At 43.7% G+C, this 5,222-nt stretch carries 3 protein-coding genes and 2 pseudogenes; 2 read left to right on the forward strand and 3 right to left on the reverse strand.

Annotated elements, in window-relative coordinates; all coding sequences use genetic code 11:
• Positions 1-148: pseudogene (locus EI162_RS13205) on the reverse strand (IS982 family transposase); the annotation flags it as partial.
• Between the two features lie 253 nt (positions 149-401).
• Here EI162_RS13205 and EI162_RS13210 point away from each other — a divergent pair.
• Positions 402-800: a DUF4377 domain-containing protein gene (locus EI162_RS13210; protein WP_192524781.1), complete on the forward strand. Its 399-nt coding sequence runs from the start codon at positions 402-404 to the stop codon at positions 798-800.
• Between the two features lie 244 nt (positions 801-1,044).
• Here the strand turns inward: EI162_RS13210 and EI162_RS13215 are convergent, their stop codons facing one another.
• A complete protein-coding gene (locus EI162_RS13215) occupies positions 1,045-2,478 on the reverse strand; it encodes an L-serine ammonia-lyase (RefSeq protein ID WP_225735164.1) in 1,434 nt (477 codons plus the stop codon).
• A gap of 543 nt (positions 2,479-3,021) precedes the next feature.
• Between EI162_RS13215 and EI162_RS13220 the strand changes: the two genes are divergently transcribed.
• Positions 3,022-4,455 carry a solute carrier family 23 protein gene (locus EI162_RS13220; protein ID WP_192524782.1) on the forward strand — a complete coding sequence of 478 codons (1,434 nt, stop codon included), beginning with the start codon at positions 3,022-3,024 and terminating at the stop codon, positions 4,453-4,455.
• Between the two features lie 115 nt (positions 4,456-4,570).
• On the opposite strand, the pseudogene EI162_RS13225 reads toward EI162_RS13220, so the two are convergent.
• Positions 4,571-5,167, reverse strand: a pseudogene (locus tag EI162_RS13225) (DMT family transporter); the annotation flags it as partial.
• Positions 5,168-5,222 lie beyond the last annotated feature (55 nt).

Consider the following 5,222-nt stretch of genomic DNA (forward strand, 5'->3'; position numbering starts at 1 on the left):
AAAACTCACCGACCAGTTCCATGCAAATAATCTCAGGATCACTCAGCTTTGGCGCATAACCTGCCCCTCGCAAGGGTTTGGTGACGACTATTTTGTAATATTGCTCTACCATTAAATAGATATTGATGATAAATTCGTCTATGGGCATCTCATGACTCCGTTGTATTCTTGGTCGAAAACAATAGATTAGTGAGATGCTCTTCTTTTTTCAATCACTTTTGATGTTGAGAGTGGGGTAGAGTAAGGTAATTTGCGACCTATACTTGGTTCTAGTAAACGATAGATGACCTTACTGATATCGCCTGATGTGTTTTGAGCATATATCAATCATTATAAGATGTTCAAAATAATGAGCTTAAGTAGGCAATAATAATTAATAGCAATTAACTGAGGATTGAATAATGAAAAAATTAGCACTTGCAGCATTGATGACGACTTTTGCCCTTTCAGGTTGTTCTACGATGGGTATGGATAACGAGCGTACAATGGTTGTCGAAGGCCAACCTATGAACGTTAAGGTAGTCAATATTCCAAGCTTTAAGGTAGAAGTAGCACCGCGCAAAGCAGTTTGTGATCTAACGGCATCTGACGGTAACAAGATTGAGTCACAGTGCCTACAGTATCGTCAGGCTGGTCAAAGAAACTTCACGTCGCTTAACGGTAACATCCAAGGCTTTACTTATGAGCCAAACTATCGCTACATGCTAGACGTACGTCAAGAAGCAGTGACGGCTGAAGGCTCTAACGTTGTCCAGCCAGTTTGGATGCTAAACGAAGTTATCTCAAAAACGGCTGAGTAACTGCTAACCACTTATCTTGATTATAAAAAAAGACCTCTAATTAATTAGAGGTCTTTTTATGTCTTATCTATATACGAGGCTGATAAATTTATCAATTAGCCTCGTTATATTGTTAAGTGAACTGACTATATTATAATAGCATTCACAAAAATTAGAGTAGCAAGGAAAACGAGTGCAAGTGCTACGTACTATAGATTAAACGAGTTTGATACAGCTCATCGTACTTTTTGGGTTTGGTATAAGATTAGCATTGGCTGTATTTTACACTGACCCCATGAGTGGCAGTAGGTATGCGGTTGTCAGCATAAACCGCTAAACCGCCTCGTGAGGTTTCTTTATACTTATCTAGCATATCCGCACCCGTGACTCGCATGGTTTCAATGACTTTGTCTAAAGATACGAAGTGTTGTCCATTGCCGCGGCAGGCAAGTCGTGCTGCATTGACCGCTTTTACAGCGCCCATGGCATTGCGTTCGATGCAAGGTACTTGCACCAAGCCGCCAACAGGGTCGCAAGTCAGACCTAAGTTATGCTCAATGCCAATCTCGGCCGCATTAAGGCACTGAGCGGGATCGCCACCTATGATTTCTGCTAAGGCAGATGCGGCCATTGCGCATGCAGAGCCTACTTCCCCTTGACAGCCAACTTCAGCACCAGATATCGACGCGTTTTGTTTGATGAGACTACCGATAGCGGTGGCATTTAACAAAAATTTGCGCGCGCCCTCAACACTGTAGTTCGGTAAAAAGTCGCGATAATAGTGCATAACCGCAGGAATAATACCTGCTGCACCGTTAGTAGGGGCAGTCACGACATTACCCCCATTGGCGTTTTCTTCATTGACCGCTAAGGCATATAAATCAATCCAGTCCATTGCCACAAGCTTATCGTTTTTTGCAATATCCTGATTTTTCTCAGCACAAAGCTGCAGATGTAATGCTTGGGCACGACGCTTCACATCTAAGCCACCCGGCAAAATGCCACTGTTTTGACAGCCTCGCGTTACGCAATCTTGCATCGACTCCCAAATAGAGTCCAAGTAGGCGAATACTTCAGGTTGGTCGCGGTAATGACATTCATTGGCTAACACCAGTTCACTCACGCTTAAACGGTGCTGACGGCATTGCTCTAGAAGCTCTGCGGCCGTATTAAAAGGGTAAGGAAGAGAGTCAATAGTTGGCGTGGCGTGATCTTCATCTGGATTGGTAGCATCTTCTTCGTTAATCACAAAGCCGCCACCTACGGAGTAATAGGTTTGCTGATAGTGGCTGTCGTCAGCCAATGACACGCGTATGGTCATAGCGTTAGGGTGATAGGGCAGGACTGTCTCACCATACCATTGAATATCACGCTCGGTATCAAAGGCAATAATATGCTCGCCTGCGATATTAAGTTGTTTGTTTGAAAAAATCGCTGATAGATATTGATTGGTCAAACGCGTATCGATGCTGCTAGGGGCATGCCCAAGCAAGCCTAATAATATGGCCGTATCCGTTGCGTGACCTTTACCTGTAGCGGCTAACGAGCCATATAGCTCAATCTCTAGGGATTTTATACTGGTAAGCTCGGTTTGCTTACGCAATGAGGTCAAAAATAAATTCGCCGCGACCATCGGGCCGACGGTATGTGAGCTTGATGGGCCGATGCCAATTTTAAATAAATCAAATACACTAATCATAATGAATTACCAAAAAGTGAAGTAGGGTTAGGATAACCGCATAGCCAAGACTATAGCGCCTACATAATAATATGATAGGCAACAAAAAATAACAGGTACCGTTAATTGGTGGATTTAGAGCATCGTCTATGAAAATGTTTAAACGCAGTAGTTCGAGTGACGGGTGAATAATAGCTGTTGTTTATTATTAAATTCCGTTATGATGCTCGGCATCAACGCTTATGTAACATCCTGTAAGTTGGCTGTCGCTATAGAATACAATAGGTGCGAGCAACCGAAGCGGTGACTTTAGTAGAACATATCTCACTCGATACATCTAGCAAAATATGGCTATTTTATAAAATAATGTACTTTGTCAGCCTTTCTACAAACAAGTGGTTGGATATAGCAGAGTCTTTTGAATACGCCCATAAATATAGTAGCTTTTGTTGCACATACTGCTATTTATTATTTCTTTATTTATCCTAACCACCATTAATCAGCTATCATTACTCAATTAATATTAAGCGGTTATGACAAGTTTAGGCCACATAGGACAAGCGCATGGTAATCCCTCCAGAAAACCCCTCCCCATCAGAGAAAAGCAATCAAGCAGAACCGCTAATGCCAAATGCATTAGAGGCAGCGGGTATTGATTCAGCAACTGATTCAGCGACAATGAGCTTACCGCATAATCCAGATTTTGAAAATGGCCGTTGGTTTCCGACTTGGAAACCGTTCAAAGGCGATTTAGACCGCACGCCAGTCGGTATCAATGAATATTTACCACCATCGAAAAGCATGCTGCTGGGTGTACAACACACCTTTGCTATGTTTGGCTCGACGGTACTTGCGCCCTTATTGATGGGGTTTGATCCCAATTTAGCCATTTTGATGTCCGGTATTTGTACGGTGATGTTTTTTATGATCACTGGCGGGCGGATGCCCAGCTATTTGGGCTCAAGCTTTGCGTTTATCGGCCCTGTTATTGCCGTTACTGCTTATGCTGGCGTTGGCTTCAATGCCAATCTTAATGTCGCTTTAGGTGGCATTATGGTGTGCGGTATCATTTATGCCTTGGTGGGCTTGTTGGTGATAAAGACGGGCACAGGATGGATTGAGCGCTTGATGCCGCCTATTGTCACGGGTGCCATTGTGATGATTATTGGTCTTAATTTAGCGCCAGTAACCATTCAAGGGGTGTCTGCTAATCAGTTTGATGCGTGGATGGCTGCATTGACGGTATTGTTAATCAGTGGGGTGGCGGTCTTTACGCGCGGTATGTTACGACGCTTGTTGTTGTTAGTGGGTTTAATACTATCGTATATTGTCTATTATGTATTGACCAATGTGATGGGCTTTGGGGTGCCGATTGACTTTAGTGGTCTCCAATCAGCTTCATGGTTTGGGCTACCCAGCATTCATACGCCAAAATTTGAGATGAGTGCGATTATACTAATTGCGCCAGTGGCCTTTATTCTGATTGCCGAAAACCTAGGGCATTTTAAAGCGGTAGAAGGCATGACCAAAGCTCGCGTGACACCTTATATGGGTCGAGCATTTTTTGCTGATGGCTTGGCGACAACTTTTTCAGCAGGTTTTGGCGGTACTGGCGTCACCACTTATGCTGAAAACATCGGTGTGATGGCAGTGACTAAGGTTTATAGCACCACTATCTTTTTTATTGCAGGGGTGGTTGCTATCTTGCTTGGGCTATCACCAAAATTTGGCGCGATCATTCAGACGATTCCGCCAGCATTATTGGGCGGTGCCTCTATCGTGGTATTTGGTTTGATTGCGATTGCTGGTGCCAAAATATGGATAGACAGTCATATCGATTTTAGCAAAAACAGCAATCTTATCATTGCTGCTGTGACCGTTATTATGGGTACAGGTAACTTTAGTCTGCATCTAGGTGGCTTTGATTTGGGCGGTATTGGTACGGCGACTTTGACCGCAATTGTTCTTAACGCCTTGTTTAATCGCCAAAAAGACTAGGGCGTGTCCCTAAGTTTTTAGTCGTCATAAGCTTAAAAGAACTTAATATATCGTTAACTAAAAGCCATAATAACCATTGTGGCTTTTAGTTATTCTGGCGTTGTTCACCGTGTTGTTATTTATACTTACGGCTATAAAACCGTGCAAAAAACCGATAACGTCGTAGCGCGCGTGGCTTAGGTTTTAGTGAGCCCAAATAGATAGCAAACATAGTGAGCAGCGCGCCGCTCCATTGTAGAGTGTTGATGGATTTGTCCAGCCAAGTATAATCGATAACTAAGGCGGCAATGGGCTCTGTTAAGAGTAGTAACCCCGTCAATGCAAGCGAAAGTTTAGGGATAGAGTAGGCGATGAGTCCCCACGCCAAGCACTGCATCACCGTGCCATAAATCAATATCCAACCAATCTCCGACCAGGTATTGGGTAAAATGTTACCCATATCGAAGATAAACATCGGCACAATCATCGCTATTACCCCGCCCAGACTGACCAGCTGCATCAATACAAATATGGGTGTCGGTTCGGTATCGTGGGTCTTGCGGATAAAGGTCATTGAGGCCGCTAACATGCCTCCCGATATGATACCGGTGACAAATCCCCAAGTAGCAGCTGTATTCTGTGCAAATTCAGGACTGCCAATCATCGCCACGCCCAGCATCGCCAAGCACAAGCTGAGCAACTGCAAAATAGATTGACGTTCATTAAAATATAAGGTGGTGTATCAAAAAGTATGCTGGAGTAATAAAAGAAGGGTGACAGCCGAAGCA

This window comes from Psychrobacter sp. FME6 (assembly GCF_014861365.1).
In the GTDB taxonomy this organism is placed as follows: Bacteria; Pseudomonadota; Gammaproteobacteria; order Pseudomonadales; family Moraxellaceae; genus Psychrobacter.